General features: G+C 46.5%; 2 protein-coding genes. Both read left to right on the forward strand.

The genetic code is table 11. The features are described 5' to 3' along the window. Positions 1-479: carbohydrate-binding protein (locus tag A3729_RS22315; protein ID WP_156498076.1), on the forward strand; the 479-nt coding region annotated here is incomplete at its 5' end. A gap of 28 nt (positions 480-507) precedes the next feature. Continuing rightward, positions 508-914, forward strand: a 407-nt coding sequence (locus A3729_RS22320; protein WP_197475987.1) for a hypothetical protein, incomplete at its 3' end; no start/stop codon positions are given.

The following is a 914-nucleotide window of genomic DNA, read 5'->3' on the forward strand; positions in this document are numbered from 1 at the left end:
GCACCTACGTCTTGAGCTATGACCTTGTCGACGCTGCTGGGAATGCCGCTATAACCGTGCAAAGAACCATTAATGTTGTCACCCCTGCTGCAATATTTGTCGAGGCCGAAACGGGCACAATCGGTGATGGGCCAGATGTAGAAAGTTATGGCTCAGGCTTTACCGGCTCAGGTTATATCAATATAAGCTTGGCACAGGATGGAGATTACATTGAGTTCTCGGATATTCAGGCGTTCGCCATCCCTTACAACCTAACAATCCGATACGCTTCATCAAATGATAGCTCTTCTTTCGATATCCTTGTGAACGGTAGCGCCGCTGGTAGCATCGCTCTTTCTGCGACTGGTGATAACGCTCTCTATTTGGATTCAGCTGCTTTGCCTGTCACGCTAGTATCGGGCGCTAACACCTTGCGATTCAATATACTTGTCGATCCAACCGATAAACGAATCGACTCGTTTACTCTAACGCCGCAATAGAATGGAGATTAAAGCTTAAGGTGAAACTATGTTGAATCGATTTATTTACGCTGCTTGTCTACCAATATTATTAAGTGCCTGTGATGGCGGTAGCAAGCAATCGAGCACTGAACCAGCGGATATCAGAACAGGCAGTTTTATTGATAGCCCGGTATCAGGCCTATATTATGAAACAGAAACACAGTCAGGCATGACGAATGAGCGTGGTGAGTTTTCTTATAGCGATGGCGAACAGGTTAAGTTCTCTATTGGTGGAATCTATCTAGGTACATCAGAAGCACAGGAACTTATCACGCCTTTTGATCTATCCGGTTCCGCCCCGCTAAACAGTGAAAAAAGTATCATTACAAGTCTGCAAAGCACCGACATATCCAGCTTTGACCGCGTCATCAACATAGCGACACTCCTTCAGGCACTCGACCAGGACGGCGAGCC

This window comes from Oleiphilus sp. HI0043, assembly GCF_001634935.1.